The 17,870-nt window shown below is 38.4% G+C and carries 20 protein-coding genes and 1 tRNA gene; 10 read left to right on the forward strand and 11 right to left on the reverse strand.

All coding sequences use genetic code 11. The features are described from left to right. Positions 1 to 98: 98 nt before the first annotated feature. Positions 99 to 175, forward strand: a tRNA-Arg gene (locus FHR28_RS01465). Between the two features lie 96 nt (positions 176 to 271). Beyond that, positions 272 to 1,057, forward strand: a complete 786-nt coding sequence (locus FHR28_RS01470; RefSeq protein ID WP_056512225.1) for a hypothetical protein — start codon at positions 272 to 274, stop codon at positions 1,055 to 1,057. A 25-nt stretch (positions 1,058 to 1,082) separates the two neighbouring features. Here FHR28_RS01470 and FHR28_RS01475 read toward each other — a convergent pair whose 3' ends face one another. Continuing rightward, entirely contained in the window at positions 1,083 to 2,372 is a 1,290-nt protein-coding gene (locus FHR28_RS01475) for an SRPBCC family protein (RefSeq protein ID WP_166781791.1), read from the reverse strand. Between the two features lie 189 nt (positions 2,373 to 2,561). Here FHR28_RS01475 and FHR28_RS01480 point away from each other — a divergent pair, with 189 nt between their 5' ends. Together FHR28_RS01480 and FHR28_RS01485 are read left to right on the forward strand one after the other, a co-directional pair. Then, a complete protein-coding gene (locus FHR28_RS01480) occupies positions 2,562 to 3,062 on the forward strand; it encodes a YcxB family protein (protein WP_004816919.1) in 501 nt (166 codons plus the stop codon). Between the two features lie 47 nt (positions 3,063 to 3,109). Further along, positions 3,110 to 3,748, forward strand: coding sequence for a fumarylacetoacetate hydrolase family protein (locus FHR28_RS01485; protein ID WP_166781792.1), 639 nt, complete (start codon positions 3,110 to 3,112; stop codon positions 3,746 to 3,748). A gap of 355 nt (positions 3,749 to 4,103) precedes the next feature. Here the strand turns inward: FHR28_RS01485 and FHR28_RS01490 are convergent, their stop codons facing one another. Beyond that, positions 4,104 to 4,904 (reverse strand): AraC family transcriptional regulator, encoded by an 801-nt coding sequence (locus FHR28_RS01490; RefSeq protein WP_166781793.1) that lies wholly within the window; start codon positions 4,902 to 4,904, stop codon positions 4,104 to 4,106. 212 nt (positions 4,905 to 5,116) lie between these two features. Next, positions 5,117 to 6,361 (reverse strand): YihY family inner membrane protein, encoded by a 1,245-nt coding sequence (locus FHR28_RS01495; protein WP_004725788.1) that lies wholly within the window; start codon positions 6,359 to 6,361, stop codon positions 5,117 to 5,119. 120 nt (positions 6,362 to 6,481) lie between these two features. Here FHR28_RS01495 and wrbA point away from each other — a divergent pair, with 120 nt between their 5' ends. Then, positions 6,482 to 7,075 carry an NAD(P)H:quinone oxidoreductase gene (gene wrbA, locus FHR28_RS01500; protein WP_166781794.1) on the forward strand — a complete coding sequence of 198 codons (594 nt, stop codon included), beginning with the start codon at positions 6,482 to 6,484 and terminating at the stop codon, positions 7,073 to 7,075. Between the two features lie 109 nt (positions 7,076 to 7,184). On the opposite strand, the gene FHR28_RS01505 is transcribed toward wrbA, so the two are convergent. From FHR28_RS01505 to FHR28_RS01525, 5 genes are all read right to left on the reverse strand, one after another. Beyond that, positions 7,185 to 7,547 carry a hypothetical protein gene (locus tag FHR28_RS01505; protein ID WP_004725792.1) on the reverse strand — a complete coding sequence of 121 codons (363 nt, stop codon included), beginning with the start codon at positions 7,545 to 7,547 and terminating at the stop codon, positions 7,185 to 7,187. Between the two features lie 223 nt (positions 7,548 to 7,770). Next, complete coding sequence (locus FHR28_RS01510) at positions 7,771 to 8,631, reverse strand: acyl-CoA thioesterase (protein ID WP_166781795.1); 861 nt, start codon at positions 8,629 to 8,631, stop codon at positions 7,771 to 7,773. A 153-nt stretch (positions 8,632 to 8,784) separates the two neighbouring features. Then, on the reverse strand, positions 8,785 to 9,360 hold the full coding sequence (locus FHR28_RS01515) for a xanthine phosphoribosyltransferase (RefSeq protein WP_004725796.1): 576 nt from the start codon (positions 9,358 to 9,360) through the stop codon (positions 8,785 to 8,787). 103 nt (positions 9,361 to 9,463) lie between these two features. Next, entirely contained in the window at positions 9,464 to 10,171 is a 708-nt protein-coding gene (locus FHR28_RS01520; RefSeq protein WP_004725798.1) for a DUF3108 domain-containing protein, read from the reverse strand. A 150-nt stretch (positions 10,172 to 10,321) separates the two neighbouring features. Then, on the reverse strand, positions 10,322 to 11,002 hold the full coding sequence (locus tag FHR28_RS01525; protein WP_004725799.1) for a hypothetical protein: 681 nt from the start codon (positions 11,000 to 11,002) through the stop codon (positions 10,322 to 10,324). Between the two features lie 232 nt (positions 11,003 to 11,234). Here FHR28_RS01525 and FHR28_RS01530 point away from each other — a divergent pair, with 232 nt between their 5' ends. Continuing rightward, the gene (locus FHR28_RS01530; RefSeq protein ID WP_004725801.1) at positions 11,235 to 12,116 is read left to right on the forward strand and encodes an energy transducer TonB; all 882 of its coding nucleotides are present in this window, start codon (positions 11,235 to 11,237) and stop codon (positions 12,114 to 12,116) included. 87 nt (positions 12,117 to 12,203) lie between these two features. Here FHR28_RS01530 and FHR28_RS01535 read toward each other — a convergent pair whose 3' ends face one another. From FHR28_RS01535 to radC, 3 genes are all read right to left on the reverse strand, one after another. Continuing rightward, a complete protein-coding gene (locus FHR28_RS01535; protein WP_056512243.1) occupies positions 12,204 to 12,488 on the reverse strand; it encodes an antibiotic biosynthesis monooxygenase family protein in 285 nt (94 codons plus the stop codon). Positions 12,489 to 12,553: 65 nt separating this feature from the next. Then, complete coding sequence (locus FHR28_RS01540; protein ID WP_004725806.1) at positions 12,554 to 13,465, reverse strand: bestrophin family protein; 912 nt, start codon at positions 13,463 to 13,465, stop codon at positions 12,554 to 12,556. A 37-nt stretch (positions 13,466 to 13,502) separates the two neighbouring features. Then, positions 13,503 to 14,225, reverse strand: a complete 723-nt coding sequence (radC, locus tag FHR28_RS01545; RefSeq protein WP_004725808.1) for a RadC family protein — start codon at positions 14,223 to 14,225, stop codon at positions 13,503 to 13,505. A 114-nt stretch (positions 14,226 to 14,339) separates the two neighbouring features. On the opposite strand from radC, the gene coaBC reads away from it, so the two are divergent. From coaBC to FHR28_RS01565, 4 genes are all read left to right on the forward strand, one after another. Then, the gene (gene coaBC, locus FHR28_RS01550) at positions 14,340 to 15,605 is read left to right on the forward strand and encodes a bifunctional phosphopantothenoylcysteine decarboxylase/phosphopantothenate--cysteine ligase CoaBC (protein ID WP_004816940.1); all 1,266 of its coding nucleotides are present in this window, start codon (positions 14,340 to 14,342) and stop codon (positions 15,603 to 15,605) included. A 162-nt stretch (positions 15,606 to 15,767) separates the two neighbouring features. Then, positions 15,768 to 16,142, forward strand: a complete 375-nt coding sequence (locus tag FHR28_RS01555; protein ID WP_154129661.1) for a cytochrome b562 — start codon at positions 15,768 to 15,770, stop codon at positions 16,140 to 16,142. A 162-nt stretch (positions 16,143 to 16,304) separates the two neighbouring features. Continuing rightward, positions 16,305 to 17,144: a bifunctional transcriptional activator/DNA repair enzyme AdaA gene (locus tag FHR28_RS01560; RefSeq protein ID WP_166781796.1), complete on the forward strand. Its 840-nt coding sequence runs from the start codon at positions 16,305 to 16,307 to the stop codon at positions 17,142 to 17,144. Next, the gene (locus FHR28_RS01565; protein ID WP_166781797.1) at positions 17,131 to 17,868 is read left to right on the forward strand and encodes a 2OG-Fe(II) oxygenase; all 738 of its coding nucleotides are present in this window, start codon (positions 17,131 to 17,133) and stop codon (positions 17,866 to 17,868) included. Before FHR28_RS01560 ends, FHR28_RS01565 begins: the two co-directional genes overlap by 14 nt. Positions 17,869 to 17,870 lie beyond the last annotated feature (2 nt).

Genomic DNA, 17,870 nt, shown 5'->3' on the forward strand with positions numbered 1-17,870 from the left:
AGATAAATAGCCCAAATACTAAACACTTGGTGTTTAACTATTGAAATAATCCTTAACAAAAAAATGAAAAGGCGTATAATGCGTCCCATCAAGACGTCGCGCTCATAGCTCAGCTGGATAGAGCACTTGGCTACGAACTAAGGGGTCGGGAGTTCGAATCTCTCTGAGCGCACCAACTTGATAAAATATTTAAAAAAACCGCTTTATTGCGGTTTTTTTGTGCCTAAAAATGGCACAATGAGCGAGATAATAAAAATAAGGCCAATCATTCATGCATAAATATTTCTCATTGTTTATCGTGCTGGTCATCAGTCAAATGATAGGATGTACCGCCATTCTGTGGAATAACAGTGATTCTGGCAGGTTGGCGACGGGTAAAGTGGTTTCAACCCATGCAGATCGTGTGATTGTAGATCAGGATCAAATTGTCGGTTTTGCCTATTTAAAAGAAAATGCCTCCTCAAAAAATAGCCATGATAGAAACAATGTAGATCGCTCCTTAATCGTGGTTGGGCAAAAATATGCGTATATGATTGATATTGGAAATAAGGAAATTTTAGAGACCATTCAATCTGATTTAGACCCCAAGTATTGGCGGATCAAACCAGTCCGTCCGAGTGACAAGCATTTTAGCTTGTCTTTAATGCCTGAAAGCGATGATCAAAAAAATCCACAAGCAACTCAATTTAGCGGTGATATTGAACTGTATTATGCAAAAAACAATTTAACTGAACAGGAAGAAAATAGGTTATCTCGACTTGGACTGAGTCAGTACGAATATGGTCAGGAAAACTCTGAATTTTATCAAAGAAAAATTGGATTGGTTGGGCGTATTGTGGGTTTAAACGCTGAAATTAAAAATATGAAATTTCAAAACTTTAATCAGAACTATACGATTGCGATGTATACACAAGGAAAAACCAAATACTCACTACATTCTAAAACACTGTTGCAGAAAGTCGCCTTAACCCCAGTCACTTTAGTCGGTGATCTGGTCGCAATCCCGTTATATTTCCTATTTAATATTGGCACAACAATCAAACATCTGGCTGATTAATTGAGTTTTAAAAGCCCAATCAGCACTACTTTACTTTTTGAGCAAAAATTGCATTTGCACCCAGTGCCGGTAACATTTCATGGTAGGGTAAACTGCGTGCTGCTTTGAGTAGAAATGGTGCTTTTTCATCAATTTTGATGGTGGTGGTCATTTTGAGTAAGGTGTTATTGCCTTGGGGTAAAAATTGAATTTGACCTTTGAGATAACGTAGATCACCGCCATTGGCATAGAAGTTATTTTCAGTGGCTTTGGGATAGCTAAAACGCATTTTAAAATCAAATGGGATGCTAATAACCCCCAATCCGACACTGACTTTAAAGTCTGCATCTTGTCCTTGTGTGTTGATCGCTGTGGTTTTAATACTTTTGATTTGTTTTGGAAAAATTTCTTTATAGGATAAGGGTTGTGTCCAGCGTTGTAATTGTTGCGGGGTGGCATTTAAATATTGATAGCTTGTGGTAAAGCGTAAAACTTCTCGACCATGGGTATAAGGTACAGTAACAGGATTAAGTACAATACTGACGGGCTGTTGCGCGTTGGCACTGACCTGAACAATTTTATTGATTTGAGCTGTATTTAATTGTGGGCTAGGCAGTTGCCCTGCATTTAATGCCGTCACTTTTTTAGCCGTATATTTATTTTTGAGTGCTTCTAAAACAAAGGCGCTCGAACCATTTGGAATCGCCAGTTTTACTTCAGGGAAAGCATTTAAAATTTTCTTAAATAGGAAACCCTGCGGTTGGTTTAAATCGCCCCATTGTGTCAGGGTCACTAAGGTTTTGTTGTCAGCTAAATTGAACCATTCAAATTTTCCTAATGCATAAGGAATTGGACCATCAATCACCATGGTTGAAATGCTATTTTGTCCAATTTGATGTTGCATCACCACATCTTCATTAAAATTCAATACAGGTATCGGTGTCGGGATGGAAATACGATATTTCAATTGACTGACAGGTCCTGCTGTTTCGATGACTTTTGCTGATTTTAAAGTCGGGAATAACCCAACATATTGCGTGTAATGGCTTAAAGTTTTAGCCACTTCTTGGCTACTTACAGGCACAACAATGGCTGCTGTTGAAAATTTAGCTATAGGTTGAGGCTGTTTGCTGAATGTCGGTAGCGACGTCTTGGTCGCTGGATGGGCATAAATTAAAATATTGTCTTGTGCAATTGCTGCGATTTGCTGGGCATTATTGTCAAATGGCTTTAGTGCGCTGGGAATATTATCGCTCCAAGTGACCAATTTCGCGAAACTGATTTGACTGATACCGATTAAGAGCACTAGACTGATATTTAAATAAAAAACTTTCATCACAATTCCTTTTGCGCCTTGATAAGCGGCAATCTTTTGTTTTTATAAAAACCATTTGTATGAAAGACCCTAAAAGGATTCACTTTTAAAAAATAGAGGTGTTCTGTAAAACAAGATGAAAATCCGCATCTCGCTGGAAAAATCTAGTGTAATATCTTGGTATCGTAAAATATTTGTATTGAAGCAACTATGTCAGACACCCAGCCTGCATTATCTGCACGTTATTATCTTAATTTAGAAGAATCTCAAGACGGTTTTAAACTGGCAACTTTTGGTAAAAAGCAAATTAGCCAATTTCTCACGCCTTTGGTCAGCATCGGAATCATGGTTTGGGGGATTTACCTCGGTTTAGAGGGTGTGGGTAAATATTATGTTTGCTTAGGTGCTTTTTTCTTAATTCTGCAAATGCTGATGCGGTATTGGTTTTTACCGATGATGTTTAAACGCCAATTTGTTAAATATCAATTTGGTAAAAGCGAACAAGGTATTGAATTATTTCAAGACTATATGGAATTATTCAGTAGTGGTCGTCCAAAGCAAGTTCATCATTATTCAGATGTAGATAAATTTGCAGAAGGCAAGCTTACCTATATGATCGAATTAAAAAATCGTACTGTGGTGATTGTGCCTAAACGAGCATTTGCGACACCCGCAGATCAAACGATTTTTATCAATACTTTTAAAAAGTAATTTGGAATTATAAAGTTTTTAACGCTGATCAATAAGAAGGGAACAATATGAGTACACGTCCATCTAAAATTGTATGTGTCGGTCGTAGTTATGCAGCGCATGCAGCAGAATTAGGTAACGCAATTCCAGATCGTCCAGTCTTATTTATCAAGCCGCCCAGTAGTTTGATTTCATTGCAAGACGGTATCTCTTGGAATGAGGCGTGGGGAAATTGCCACCATGAGTGTGAACTGACGTTACGTATCGATAAGCCACTTAAGGGCGAAACCAATTTAGATAAAGTATTGGATGCGATTGGTGCGGTGACTTTAGGCTTAGATTTAACTTTACGTGATCTCCAAGATGACTTAAAGAGCAAAGGCCAGCCTTGGGAGCGTTCAAAAGCTTTTGATGGCTCATGTGTACTGGCAGATTGGGTCAGTGTGGATGAAATTAAAGATTGGTCGGCTGTTACTTTTGAATTTGCAGTAAATGATGAAGTTCGTCAAAAGGGAGATACTGCTTTATTGATTTTTGATATTGCTTACTTACTTGCAGACATCTGCCAAGTATTCTCTTTAGAACCAGGGGATGTGGTGATGACAGGGACACCAGCAGGTGTTGCAGCATTGGCTTCTGGTGATCAATTGAGTATGACTTTACATGGTCAAAGCCAAGATTTTGTTTGGAAAACTTTTGTAAAATAAGCATTTAAAATTCAAGCAACCCAGTGTTTATTTATAATCAATACGCATTGGGTTTTTTATTATCTACAGTTTTATAAAACAATAATTCATCACTAACTTTTGGGATATATCCTGCTTTATTTATCAGTTGAAATTTACAGCATCGCTATTTTTTAGCTATCGTGCAGAAGCTCGGACGAAACGCTTTGATAGCGAAGAAGCAGAAAAGCTGTATGACTTTGGTAAATTACTACATAACCCAAAGTTAAATTCAGCCCATGCATTTTTAGATCGGTGTATAGATTGGTCGGGAAGATTGTTTATTATCAGTATTTAGATCATTCCACTTCATCTACTCAAAATTTAAAAAGTTGATTTAGTGACGCAACAATTTTCTAAACTGATCTGGGGTACGCATCATCCAACGTTTAAACATATTGATAAAAGCAGAAGCATTGGCATAACCTAAATCCAGTGCAATGCTTTCAACCGTTTTTCCCTCATTGAGCATAGACATGGCTTTCATGACTTTAAGGCGTTGTCGCCATTCATTGAGTGACATTGCCAACTCTTTTTGACTCAGTCTTGCCAAGGTACGTTCAGTCATATTAATCCGTTGGGCTAAAGCCTCTAGGGTACTGTGATCAGCAGGGTGGGCATGTAAAAAATCCAAAACTTGTTTTAAGGCAGCATGATTGGTATGGGGTAAATAACTACCGATTAACTCAGCATGTTGTAATTGATCAAGTAATACCTGTAATAGCCGCAAATATTCGGGCTCAGATGCTTGCATTGGGTGTTGTTTGATGTGCTGTAAAATCGCTGAAACCAAGGGTGAGGTTAAGAGAATCCCAGCTTGTTGAGGTAAGGCACTACATAACGATTGGTGGATATACAAAGTTGCATGCGAAACAGGAGTCCGGTTCAAACCACTGTGTTGCGTATTTGGCGGTAACCAAACTCCATATGGAGGTGGCGTAATATAATTAATTTGATCAATATTGACTTCCATCACCCCATTAAAGGCATAAATAAATTCGCCCCAAGCATGCCCATGTTCAGGATAAACAGACAGTGCAGGATCATGTCGAAAAATAAGCCACAGCGGTGCAACAATTTCATCATTGGTACTGAGTTGAGTCAGTATATTTTTATCGCTGGTTTTTGTTATCGTCATGCAAAGATTGCCTGAATAAAAAGATCTTTTGTCTACTTTGAATTATATCCTATAAAAAAGACAGGTTAATACCATTGTGGTGTCTTTTATCCGCTTTATGCAGTGGTTTTGGCTATTGCGAAATTATAACGATTCATCGAAAAAGTAATATCACTTCCCTTTCCAATGGGCACTGCTTGGAAAGGGAAGTTGTTTATCTATCTGGGTTAAGATTACTTATCATCCAAAATGGTTGAAAGCGGAATTGATAACTTGGCTGCCAAATATTCATCGGATTCAATTAAAGTTGGACCGATATGTTTCATCCAAACATCATCATCATGGACATGTTCAACATCATGACGACGAGGGAGGGTATAAGGCAATGATGTATAGAATGACCAGAAATCAATTTCATCTAAATTTCTGACCAGCACATATTCATTATTGTCAGTACATTTAACCAAATTCTGTTTTTCTAGAAGTTGGATATAAACTGGCCAGCGTCCAATTTCACCACGACCTAAAATATTTAGTGCTTCTGCATCAGTCACCACGTCACCCGTTTTCTGTTTTTTATAAAATAATTCCAGAATATCGAGCATCATCAACACAGGATGGCGGGTTTGGATTTTACCTGTATGAAATGCGGTAAGGGCATAGCTGATTTCCACACCCAATAAGACGATATTCCACGATAAAAAGATCCACAACAGAAAAATTGGTACAGCAGCAAAAGCACCATAAACAAGGGTATAGCTGGTGAAATTTGCCATAACAAAACCAAATAGGTTTTTAAGTAGCTCAAATGCAATCGCACCAAAAAGACCTGCAATCGCGGCCGCTCGAACAGGAATACTGCGATTTGGAATCGTCCAATATAAAATGAAAAAGCCTAAAGTAGTCAGTGCAAACGAAATGACCCCAAGTAACGCTGTACCATCAACTTCATAACCTGCAAAGTTATTACTTAAAACATTCATAGAGGCCAATGTTGATGAAATGACAAAGGCACTCCCCAATAAAATCGGGCCTAAAGAAATAATGGTCCAATAACGCATAAAGCCAATGATGCCATTACGCGTTTCTTGAACACGCCAAATCCGATTAAAAACCGTTTCGATACTGGTAAGCATCAGTACTGTGGTAATGAATAAAAACAGCACACCAATAACAGTTAAATTACTTGAGTTCTCGGTAAAGACATTAAAAGCTTTATCAAAAGCAATGCTGGTTTTCGGCAAGAAATTACTATAAATCATCTGCTGGAGTTGCTGTCTAGCAGGCTCTAAGGCTTTGATTGATGAGATAATAACCAAGAAAACAGTCAACATTGGAACAACAGCAAATAATGTCGTATAGGTCAGCGATCCCGCTTGTTCACGACAACGATCTGCTTCAAAACGACCAAGTACAAAAAGAATGAATTGAAACCAAGTTTTTTCATAGAAGGGTAGTTTTTTAAGTAATTCAAGCATATATATCTTTGATCTCAATTATTTTTCGGCATATCTTGCATTTTCATTGTCTAGCTTACCCAAAAAAGCAGAAAAATACCGTATAGTTTTATTTTCTTATGTTGAAATCAAGAAATCTCTATGCAAGCTTATGTTCTCGTACTCTATTACAGTAAATATGGATCTACCAAAGAGATGGCACACTTGATTGCCAACGGGGTAGAAGCAGCGGGTGTCGCAGTAAAAATTCGCACTGTGCCTAATCTTTCCACTGTAGTGAAAGAAGCGGAAGCCAGTATTCCAGAACATGGCGATATTTATTGTACATTGGATGATTTACAAAATTGTGCAGGATTGGCTTTAGGTTCACCAACACGTTTTGGCAATATGGCATCTGAAATGAAATACTTTTGGGATCAAACCACCAGCCTTTGGCTAAATGGTGCATTACACGATAAACCTGCTTGTGTATTTACCGCGTCAGGGTCAATGCATGGTGGACAGGAAAGCACATTATTAACGATGTTACCGCCATTGTTTCATCATGGCATGATGATCATGGGGCTGACCAATGCCAATCCAGCTTTATCCAATACCAAATCAGGCGGTACGCCGTATGGAGTCAGTCATGTCAGTGGACCACGTCATGACCAAAACTTAAGTTCCGATGAAAAAGCTTTATGTGCAGAACAGGGCAAACGTCTGGGTGAAACGGTTAAAAAGTTAAACCAATAATTTTTGATGCTCTTGCGAGATCTAGATAAAAATTCAAAGACTTCTCTTTTATCTGGCGTCTAATGGATAAAAAGAGAAGTTTTTTATCATATTGATATTTTATATTTTGTTATTTTAGATTAAAGCGATGATTACATTTTTTACATTGGTAATCAAAAAAGATATTTTGGTCAACAATCACACCTGCTCGTTTACCAAAGCGATTTCCTAGAAATCCACCTGTAATTCCAACACTGATTGCGCCTACGAAGGTTCCTACAGTTCCACCAACAATAACGCCTAAAGGACCTGCAACCGTTCCGATAGCCGCACCAATTGAAGCACCAGAGGCAGCGCCACCTACAGTTCCTGCTGCTGCACCCGCAGAAGTCAATAATACACTGCCTGCTTTGCCTAAAAGTTGTTCATGATCACGGCGTTCTAAGTCTGTAGCGCCACACTTTGGGCACTTTACTGTTTGTTCATCAGTCATTGATTTTTACTCACTCAACAAAGTCCATTTGTCTTCGTTAAGTTATGGTTAAGCGTTATATTCACGTTCACTACTGGCATTTTTGTCATGCTTATCGCTATCGTTACAATCATGTCAGGGATATGACATGATTTTGATTGTAACTGAATACCGTGATCAGTCTTTATATTTTGTGTGAATGTAATAGATAGAATGATTGACACAAGCTTATAGAAACATCTTGTTATTGCTTTAGCCGCATTAAACTCTCCTGATTAACGCTACACACCAATCGACCATTTTGCCACATCCGCCCGAAATTAAGCCCTCTGGATTGGCTAGATACTGTGGCATTCATATCATAAAGTAGCCACTCATCTACTCTAAAATCTGTATGAAAATAAATGCTATGGTCTAAACTTGCACTACGTACACCGCCGTTCGCATAGCTGACACCATGCGGTCTAAGTGAAACCGTCAGCAGGTTATAGTCAGAATAATATGCAGCAATGGCTTGGTGCATCATGGGTGTATCTTGTTGAGTGGGAATAGTTTCAAAGGTTTGAAAATATTCAGCATAATTTGTGTCTAATTTTATCGGTTTGAATGGATTGAATGGCTGTACAGGATGGATGTTGATAAAAAATTGACGCATAAATATTGCGCGTGCAGGTTCAGGAACATCCTCATAAATCATTTGTTTAAGTTGTTGTTCTGGGATCAGTTCATCTGGCGAAGGGTAGAGAGGCGGTTCAATCTGATTTTCTAAACCCTCTTCAATATTGGCAAATGAAACCATGGCCGAAAATATAATATGGCCGTTTTGCCAAGCATGGACTTGGCGAGTCGAAAAACTTTTGCCATCTCTTAAATTTTCAACTTTATATAAAATCGGAATATCTGTGCGACCACTGCGAATAAAATAAGCATGTAATGAATGTGCTGGTCGATTGGTGGTTTTTGATGCGGCAATCAATGCTTGTGCCACCAATTGCCCACCCACAAGGTGTGATCCAAATAATCGTGTGTTTTGCCCTTGAAATAGACCATCATCCAATTGTTGTACGTCGAGTAGATCAACTAATTTTTGAGTGATTGATCTCATTTATTATTTACCTGAGTTATCTCTTTATTTACACAATATAGCTGAGGGCTTGATCAAAATAAAAGGTAAAACAAAGACGCTACTGATCAAAAAGCAAAAAAAAGAGCGCCTAAAGCACTCTTTTTTAATGAAAACTTTTGAAGTAAGACCAGCTTATTCTTCTACAAAGCTTACCGTACCGTTTGCCAAAGATTCAACACGTGCCAAAGATTCAACACGGTAGCCTTTATCTAATAACAATTGACGGCCTGGTTGGAAAGATTTTTCAATCACAATCCCAATACCCACAACTTCTGCATCCGCTTGATGAATCAAGTCAGCAAGACCTAAAGCGGCTTGACCATTTGCTAAGAAATCATCAATAACCAAAGCTTTATCGCCTTTGCTAATATGTTTCTTAGAAATCGCAATGGTGCTTTCAATTTGCTTGGTAAAAGAGAATACTTTTGAACGATATAAATCATCTTTAAGGGTTAAAGACTGATATTTACGTGCAAAAATAACGGGTACACCAAGTTCCAAACCAGCCATCACAGCAGGCGCAATGCCTGATGCTTCAATTGTGATGATTTTGGTAATGCCGGCATCTTTAAAAAGACGAGCAAACTCTTGACCGATGAGCTGCATCATCACAGGGTCAATTTGGTGATTTAAGAAAGAATCGACTTTCAGAACTTGATCAGATAGAACGATACCTTCAGCTAAGATTTTCTGTTCTAGTGCGTGCACAGGGAGAATCCTCTAGAGGCAAGGTGCTTTTTAAAGCAAAGGCGTATTTTAAAAAGCACTAAAAAAAATGCAAGCTGAAATTGATCAAAAGGTGAAAAATGTCTTACTTTTTGTAACTGGTCAAGGTTAGGTTATAAGATGTTTTACCATCAACATGTGACATTTTCACGGGTAAATAGTCTAATTGAGGCGCTAACCAGAAAATTGAACTCTTTTCACCATTGTCATGGGTGAGTACAACTTTGACCGTGTTATAGGTTCCCGCAGGGGTTTTAATTGACTCTGTGCCTTGTTTAACAAAGCGACGCGCATCTAAACCTTTTGCATCTGCAATTAAATAACTTGATTTTAGACCTGCACCTTTTAAGTCTTCACGTACTTGTAATTCAGCATTTAACTCATCTAAAGCACCTGCTTTCCATGGGAAAGAACGTGCCTGATCTTTTTTCTTGGTGTTAATGGTTTTGCTGTTTGGATTAAAGTTAATGGTCATGGTGTCATTATGTACCAACACTTTACTGGTACGACTAAAACTACTTGAGTTAATTTGACCATTGGTAAAGCTAAAACGGCTTGTTTCACTTGCAGAAGCAATTGCTGCTGCTTTTGCTGCAAATACATAGGTCCAGTTATTGCCACTTTGACTCAATGTACGGGTCGCAGTACCTAAGTTTTTACCATTATAGGCAAACTGGTAGCTTGCTTGGAACGGACTCATGGCAAGAGCATTGCTTGAAAATCCAACCAATAACATTGCAGTTGAAACACCAGTTGCGATACTTAATGTTTTAAATAACGTTTTTGCCATCATTAAATGTCCTATGCATTTAAAAGTATTTTTGGATATGACACCTATTATGCGGTGTAATTAAAGAGAAAATATTCACTTTATTTCTAATCCTGTGAATTTATGTATACATTTTGATTGCGATAACTTGAAATCTAATCTGCAATTTGAGACTTAACTCTTTTGCTCAATCGGTGTAACTTCAGTTTCAAGATAATCATCTTCGTCCCAGTCTGGGTCTTTATCTTCTCTAAATTTACTAAATAAAGCGGTTAGGTTTACATTACCAATCACCACCAACTCAGTTTCACGTAATTCTGCATGGTTCACATGGACTTTGTTTAATGTGTCCATAATAGAACGATTTTTTCCTAACCAACGATTCAGATCTAAGTGAAGTAATTCATCTTTTACGGTAATGACATTAAATTTTTCTAGGATCATTCCTAAAGGATCTTTTTTCAGTACCTTTTGATAGAAGAATAAAGCAGTATTTACGCCCATCTTATACCAAACATTGGGATAGCTAGCTTCGATCACTTGGGTGTTGCTGATTTGTTCAAAAACAATCAACTGCATATCTTTGTTGAGTTCCATTTGAACTAACTTAAGATCTACAGAAAGAACCAAATGCATGCCTTTGACATTGAGTGTGGCATAAAGTTTTAACCAATCATCATGCAGGTCGGCATGTAAATCTTCTAAAATTTTGACGTTGTCGGTGACAAAACGTTTAAAGGTCGCATTTAAAAATACTTGTGATACTGGAAACTCGCGTTCTTCTTCTATGAAACCTTCTGCTTTTTGGTATACTTGTCGAATACGTTTAACAATGTTAGAAAGTAGCGTCGGCATAAGTATTGTCCCAAATCATCATCATTTTTTAAGGCGATAAACTTGTCGATTATTAAAAAAATACAAGTCTAACGATTGCAGTTTAACAAAAAACATTGCACCATTTTGAGTGTTTTAAAATTACGTTTTTACTTTTACTAAATAAGTCACAAAGTTTGTGAATAATGTAAAGTTAAACTTATTTTAATAAATTTTAAATTTGGCGATTGGGGAATTTTGTCGGATTAATGTCATGATAAAAAAATTATTTGCCAATACACAGCATTCTGAGTACTGGTGGCAAGACGCATTATTTGTTGGAGCTGTTTCTGCAGCTGTCATTGCACATGTACTTTTTTTATCTGTTCAATTTGGAATGCCACAAGAAAATAATACCAGCACAAAAGAAATCGCAATCAGTATTCGCCCAAGTGAAGATGAAATTAAAGATGCAGACTTTTTAGCGCAAGCAAATCAGCAAGGTTCTGGAACATTCCGTAAAGAGCATCGTATTTCAAGTGATATGCCAGCGCAAGCAGAAGACAAGAGTGCGGGTGATCAGCAACTCGAAGCTTTAGAGCAAATACAGCAAAAACGAGAATTGAAATTCGAAGAAAAAGTATTAATGACGGTTCTTAGCTGGCAAAAGCAGGCCGAACAAAACGATCGTAAAAAGGCCATGGAAGAGTTGCAGAGCCAGATGCAAGCTAAAACGGCAATGGTGGCGAGTCTAGAAGCTCAATATTTACAGAAACAACAAAATTTTAGTAAACAACAAAAAATTAAAACCTTAGATGGTATTCAAGCCAAACAAGATGCATCTGCTGGATATTTAGATAAATTTCGTGAAAAAGTTGAGATGTATGGAAACCGATATTACCCAGATCTTGCCAAACAGCAGCGTCTTTCGGGTGAGGTCCGTTTAATGGTCATTCTCAATAATGAGGGTGGGATTCGTGCTATACGATTGATTGAAAGCTCAGGTCATTCAATCCTCGATGAAGCTGCCAAAAACTCAGTGCGTAAAGGTGCACCTTTTGGACGTTTTGATTCAAAAATGAAAGATATTTCTGAACTGCGGATCGTGCGTACTTGGCGTTTTGATCCAGCTGAATCTGAATTTGAAGTGCGCTAGAAACTGAACAAGATGTAATGGGATTATCTTGATTCTATTTTTTAGTATCTACCTTCATAAATAGACCGATTTTTAAGTGATCTAGTGCTAATAGCTTTTTTGAATTTGGCAAATCTCGACACTAAATTTTTTATACCACTGTTGTTTACCAATTCGTTGAGCTGCTTGATGTTCTGCATCTTTATGCCAAGCCTGGATATCTTCAAGTGTATTCCAATAAGAAAGCGCAACTTCAAAATCATTTTCACAAAGAGACTCAAATTTTTGACAGTTAAACTGGCTCAATGCTTTCTCTCGTAAAAGTTGTGCAGTTTGAAAATACTGTTGATCAAGCGTATTGATCTGTGCCTTAAAGATAACCACATATTTCATTTTCAGTGCTCGGCCTTTACTTTAACTTCTCTTTAAAAAGGGCAATAAAATCAGAAACTGATGTATTAAAGTAAATTGTGATCATGGGCTTGAATCGGTGGAGGAGTCGGTTTCCCTAGAGTTCCCAATAATTCAATTTCAATCATTCTTACCATTGAATCTAAAGGTAAATCATTACTTTGCGTACCAAAAGGTTCTTCTATCTCGGTACTTAAAGCATCTAGCCCCAGAAAAGTATAGGCTAAAATACCCACCAGCAAAGGTGTTGCTAAACCCAGTAATGAACCTAAGCTAAAGGGCAGCATAAAGCAGAAAAAATAGACCGTACGATTTAATAAAACTGAATAAGCAAAAGGCAAAGGAGTGGTTGCAATACGGTCACAACCGGTTTGTACCAAACTGAGCTCATTTACATGTTCATTTAATTGGGTATAGATAATGTCGGAAATTTCGCCTTCTTTGAGCGCTTGCATCAATTCCCATTGGATCAAACTCAGCGTGTATTGCGGCGCATTGGTTTGTTGATACAACTGTGTCAGTGCCTGTTGACTCATACCACTGGTTTCCACCAGCGCATCTGGATTTGCTGTTTGATGTCTCAGACGATCTCTTAATAAGTTTGCAAATACAATCACATGTTGAATGATTCGTTCACGACGCCCTTGAGGGAATATACGACAATCACGGTCAAAGTGACGTGCATTGGCGATCAGCATTCCCCAAAGTTTACGCGCTTCCCACCAACGGTCATAACAGGCGGTATTTTTAAAGCCTAGAAAAATAGAAAGCACCACACCAATCAGGGTAAAGCCAACCAAGGGTAATTCAGGAAAACGATATAAATTGGTATACTCAATGCCACCCACAATTGCAGAAATCAGCATCACAAAACCAAGCGGTGGCAGCACTTTGGGTAAAATCGTACCACGCCAAGAGAGTAATATTTTAAGGGTATCGTTTTGATCGCGGACAATCATACTTTTAAATCTATATTTTTTAGTGATCTTCACCGCTTCAAAGGTGCTTGTCAATCACATTTGTAGGGAAAGTTTTGGGTTTGATGAGTCCGTGTTCAGCAAAGGAGTAGCTTTGCTCAGCAGCAATGATCATATGATCCAATAATTCTATTTCAAGCAGTTGACAGGCTTTTAATATTTCTTGAGTTAAATCGTAATCTTCACGTGAAGGCTTGGCAAAACCTTTAGGATGATTATGGGCAATAACGATAAAAGTCGCATGTTTTTGTATGACATATCGTAATAATTGATTAATGGAAATATTGCAGTAATTGATTGAACCATAAAATAGTTTTTTAAAACTCAATTTACGTAACTGGCTGTCTAAACACAGTACCGCAAAGACTTCTTGAGATTCTCCGATCAATTCATAACGTAAATAATCTCGGATTAAATCAGAACGACTCAAGTCTAAACCTTGGTTTAGTTGATGTTTCAAGTAACGCCGTCCCAGTTCTTTCACTGCCATCAGTTGTGAATACTTGCTTTCGCCAATGCCATGAAATTGTTTTAAATCGTCTAAAGACGAATCAAATACAGCATTTAAATGACCAAAATGTTGAATGAGCAAGCGTGCTAATTCAACAGCGGAGTGTTGTTTTGAGCCTGAGCGTAGAAAAATCGCAAGTAATTCTGCATCAGATAAGCTGTGCGCCCCTTGTAAGAGTAATCTTTCACGTGGACGTTCTTGTTCAGGCCATTGTTTGATTGAATGATTCATTATTTTTCACATTTTAAAATTATTTTACTTCTGATTTTTCTCCCTTGAATGACTTGGGAGATAGACTATTTAATGATATTGTGAGCGCCACTGCAACTGAAAGGTAGCCTGATAGTGAGTTTTGATCTCAGTGTATTTTCTAATAAAAATATTATCCTCGCTGTAACAGGCGGTATTGCCGCCTATAAAAGTGCAATCCTGGTACGTCGTTTAAAGGATTACGGCTTTAATGTACGCGTGGTAATGACCAAAGGTGCACAGGCATTTATTACCCCTTTAACTTTTCAGGCTTTATCCGGCAATCCTGTTCATACTGAGTTATTAGACCCTGAAGCAGAAGCGGGAATGGGGCATATTGAATTGGCGCGTTGGGCCGATTTGATTTTAGTTGCACCTGCAAGTTGTGACACCATCGCAAAGTTCGCCGCGGGTTTGGCTGACGACTTGCTCAGTACTTTGTATTTGGCAACCAAAGCACCAGTTTGGGTTGCGCCTGCGATGAATCAGCAAATGTGGGCAGCTAAGCCGACACAACGTAATCTGAATACCTTAGTTGAAGATGGCGTACATGTGATTATGCCTGAAGCGGGTTCGCAAGCTTGTGGTGATGTCGGTTTAGGGCGTATGCCTGAACCTGAAGATTTAGCTGAACAAGTTAAAAACTACTTCCATCAAGCACAACGTGCGATTGCTGAGAAGTTTGGCTTGCTTGCTGGAAAACGTGTGGTGATTACTGCGGGACCAACACGTGAAGCGATTGATCCTGTACGTTATATTTCCAATCACAGTACAGGGAAAATGGGCTTTGCTATTGCGGCAGCCTGTTATTCAGCAGGGGCAAAAGTGACACTATTGGCTGGTCCAGTCAGTTTGGATACTCCGAATGGTGTGCGTCGTATCAATGTTTCTTCTGCGATAAAAATGCTTGATGAAAGCATGCATCAGCTTGAGGAAGGCTGTGACGTGTTTATTGCAACCGCGGCTGTCGCTGACTATCGTGTGGCAGAAGTTGCGGAACATAAGATCAAGAAAGCGGGTGATGAGCTGAATGTTTCGTTGGTGAAAAACCCTGATATTGTGGCGACCATTGCACAGCAGTCAAAGCGCCCATTTATGGTGGGTTTTGCGGCTGAAACCCGTAATGTAGAGGAATATGCAGCAGGAAAACTGGTTGCAAAAAAACTCGATATGATTGCCTGCAATGATGTCTCGCGTGCTGATATTGGTTTTGCTTCTGATCAAAATGCGATGACCGTGTTTTTTGCAGAACAGTACCAGATGGAAAAGCGTGATTTAGAGAAAGCCTCGAAACAAGAGATTGCACAACAATTGGTTGAAGCGATCCACGATGCCTTACACCATGAGATTGAACCAATTTAAGTCTTTTTCTAATTATTTCTGAATATAAAAATGCAACGAATTCGTTGCATTTTTATTTGCTATTTTTTGTGCTTTTAAACTATGTTTAATCTTGGAAATGGACAATAGCCACAATGGGCTTTTTTACACCCAACAATAGCCACAGTTTTAAGGAAGATCATAATGATCAAAAAAACTTTAGCCACCGTCATGATGATTTCTGCTTTAGGTTTCAGCTCAATGACTTTTGCTGCAACGCTACAACAAAATATGCAGGCATTAGGTAAAAACTATAAAGCATTTAATCAAACCAATAATGCCGCTGAAGCAAATAAAGCTTTAGATAATATGCGTGCTGCTGCAACGGACGCTAAAAAAGTCAAACTTAAAGGTCGTGGTGATGCCAGTGCTCCGACTTCGACTCAGTTATATGATCAATTGATTGCGCAAATTGATAAGACTCAAGTGCTAGTCAAAGGCGGTCATTTAGATCATGCCAAAATGGAAGGCAAGAAAATTGCTGAAATACGTGATCAAGGGCATAAGATCTATCAGTAATCGATTCATTTGAAAGCACAAAACCGTTAGTTTTAATGACTAACGGTTTTTTATTGTGAGGAGATTTTTAAACGATATTGAATCACTAAACTCAGCATGATTCGGATTTGCTCATTGCATAACAACTGTTAAGTTAGATGTAGAAAAGTGAGGAGAAATGCGATGCAACAGCACCATCAGTTTGAACGTATTGCAAAGGCCATCGAATACATTAAACACAATTTTAAAGCACAACCAAATTTAGATGAGGTGGCTGCGCATATTCATTTAAGCCCTGCACATTTTCAACGTTTATTCACTGAATGGGCTGGTACCAGTCCTAAGAAATTCTTGCAATATATCAGCATAGAACATGCAAAAAACTTGTTAAAACAAGAGCATTCGGTATTTGATGCGACTTATGACACAGGACTATCGAGCACCAGTCGTTTGCATGATCTATTTATACAAATTGAAGGGATGACACCTGCTGAATACAAAAGTGGCGGAGAAAACTTAACCATCCACTACCAGTATGCTGAAACACGCTTTGGAATGGTTTTAGTGGCTTCAACAGCCAAAGGGATTTGTTTTATGTCTTTTGTGGAGCATGAGCAAGATGCCTATAGTGCACTCGTTGAAAAATTTCCTAAAGCAAGATTTTATCAGCAAGCAGATGCCTTACATGAACATGCTTTGGCCATTTTCTCATCTGAACAAAAACCATGGAGTCAAATTAAGCTGCATCTAAAAGGTACTGATTTTCAGCTTAAAGTTTGGGAGAGTTTGCTTAAAATTCCGATGGGGCAATTAGCAACCTATGCAGATCTTGCTGAACAGATTGGAAATTCAAAAGCTTCCCGTGCAGTCGGTACTGCGATTGGCAATAACCCAGTGGCTTTTTTAATTCCATGTCATCGTGTGATTCAAGCGACAGGTGTTTTAGGTGAATACCATTGGGGAAAAACACGTAAAGCCGCAATGATTGGCTGGGAAGGTGTGCAAGTACATGCCAGCGTTTAATTCACAACAAGCAACAGCGTTGCTCAATAAAATTGAGGGTTTAGATTGGGAGATAATCCGTACTCAGATGCATACGCAAGGCTACTCAATCCTTAAAGACTTTTTATCTGATGAATTGTGTGAGTTGATCAAAAGTCATTACAACCATCAACAACTGTATCGAAAAACCGTCACTATGCAGCAACATCGTTTTGGATATGGCGAGTATAAATATTTTAATTATCCATTACCAAACTTGCTTCAACAGCTTCGAACTCAGTTTTATCCCTATCTGGTTCCTATCGCCAATGCTTGGTCTGATGCTTTAAAGTTGGATCGACAATATCCAGATTCACATCTTGAATTTTTACAACAATGCCAACAAGTGGGTCAAAATAAGGCCACTGTTTTGATTTTGCACTATCAGCAAGATGGTTTTAATACCTTACATCAAGATCTATATGGCGAGGTCTATTTTCCGATCCAAATGGTATTTGTTCTTAGTCAAGTCAATAGCGATTTTACCGGTGGTGAGTTGGTGTTGACTGAGCAAGTACCACGAGCACAGTCAAAAGCCATTGTTTTACAACCTGATCAAGGGGATGTGTTAATTTTTACCACGCAGTTTAGACCCAAGAAAAGCACTCATGGCTATTATCGAGTCAATATGAAGCATGCTGTCAGTCAGGTGCGTACAGGGGAGCGTTATACATTGGGGATTATTTTTCATGATGCTGTGAGTTAAAT

This window comes from Acinetobacter sp. BIGb0196 (genome assembly GCF_011759595.1).
GTDB lineage: Bacteria > Pseudomonadota > Gammaproteobacteria > Pseudomonadales > Moraxellaceae > Acinetobacter > Acinetobacter guillouiae.

Coding starts and splice junctions, on each gene's coding strand:
- FHR28_RS01470 (WP_056512225.1), top strand. CDS start 272: ATGCATAAATATTTCTCATTGTTTATCGTGCTGGTCATCAGTCAAATG.
- FHR28_RS01475 (WP_166781791.1), bottom strand. CDS start 2,372: ATGAAAGTTTTTTATTTAAATATCAGTCTAGTGCTCTTAATCGGTATC.
- FHR28_RS01480 (WP_004816919.1), top strand. CDS start 2,562: ATGTCAGACACCCAGCCTGCATTATCTGCACGTTATTATCTTAATTTA.
- FHR28_RS01485 (WP_166781792.1), top strand. CDS start 3,110: ATGAGTACACGTCCATCTAAAATTGTATGTGTCGGTCGTAGTTATGCA.
- FHR28_RS01490 (WP_166781793.1), bottom strand. CDS start 4,904: ATGACGATAACAAAAACCAGCGATAAAAATATACTGACTCAACTCAGT.
- FHR28_RS01495 (WP_004725788.1), bottom strand. CDS start 6,361: ATGCTTGAATTACTTAAAAAACTACCCTTCTATGAAAAAACTTGGTTT.
- wrbA (WP_166781794.1), top strand. CDS start 6,482: ATGCAAGCTTATGTTCTCGTACTCTATTACAGTAAATATGGATCTACC.
- FHR28_RS01505 (WP_004725792.1), bottom strand. CDS start 7,547: ATGACTGATGAACAAACAGTAAAGTGCCCAAAGTGTGGCGCTACAGAC.
- FHR28_RS01510 (WP_166781795.1), bottom strand. CDS start 8,631: ATGAGATCAATCACTCAAAAATTAGTTGATCTACTCGACGTACAACAA.
- FHR28_RS01520 (WP_004725798.1), bottom strand. CDS start 10,171: ATGATGGCAAAAACGTTATTTAAAACATTAAGTATCGCAACTGGTGTT.
- FHR28_RS01525 (WP_004725799.1), bottom strand. CDS start 11,002: ATGCCGACGCTACTTTCTAACATTGTTAAACGTATTCGACAAGTATAC.
- FHR28_RS01530 (WP_004725801.1), top strand. CDS start 11,235: ATGATAAAAAAATTATTTGCCAATACACAGCATTCTGAGTACTGGTGG.
- FHR28_RS01535 (WP_056512243.1), bottom strand. CDS start 12,488: ATGAAATATGTGGTTATCTTTAAGGCACAGATCAATACGCTTGATCAA.
- FHR28_RS01540 (WP_004725806.1), bottom strand. CDS start 13,465: ATGATTGTCCGCGATCAAAACGATACCCTTAAAATATTACTCTCTTGG.
- radC (WP_004725808.1), bottom strand. CDS start 14,225: ATGAATCATTCAATCAAACAATGGCCTGAACAAGAACGTCCACGTGAA.
- FHR28_RS01555 (WP_154129661.1), top strand. CDS start 15,768: ATGATCAAAAAAACTTTAGCCACCGTCATGATGATTTCTGCTTTAGGT.
- FHR28_RS01560 (WP_166781796.1), top strand. CDS start 16,305: ATGCAACAGCACCATCAGTTTGAACGTATTGCAAAGGCCATCGAATAC.
- FHR28_RS01565 (WP_166781797.1), top strand. CDS start 17,131: ATGCCAGCGTTTAATTCACAACAAGCAACAGCGTTGCTCAATAAAATT.